1 pseudogene is annotated in these 298 nt (G+C 44.6%); it reads right to left on the bottom strand.

Annotated features, from left to right (window positions below):
- A pseudogene (locus CWB66_RS20980) lies at positions 1-186 on the bottom strand (Mobile element protein); the annotation flags it as partial.
- Positions 187-298 lie beyond the last annotated feature (112 nt).

Raw genomic sequence — 298 nt, 5'->3', positions numbered from 1 at the left:
GACGTCAATACAAAATATCTTAGCTAACTCAAGCAGCTTGTCTTCAACCCACCCTCTGCGGTGCTCGTAAGATTGACCCGTAAAATGGTCTTCACCGCATAAAAATGCACGCCGAACACAACGTGAAATACAGTGATAGTATTTTGTATCAACCAAACTTACTTGACGCTTTCTCGCGATTGCCATAAGACACCCTGCTGCTCTTGCACTAAACAAAGCCTAGTACTTAGTTCGCCATACTGCAAAAATTAGGGTGGGTGTCTAGTTTATTTTGCCACTGAGCCGCTGTTTGGCGGGA

Source organism: Pseudoalteromonas sp. S558 (assembly GCF_005886635.1).
GTDB lineage: Bacteria > Pseudomonadota > Gammaproteobacteria > Enterobacterales > Alteromonadaceae > Pseudoalteromonas > Pseudoalteromonas aliena.
This window is presented reverse-complemented; position numbering and strand designations above follow the sequence as displayed.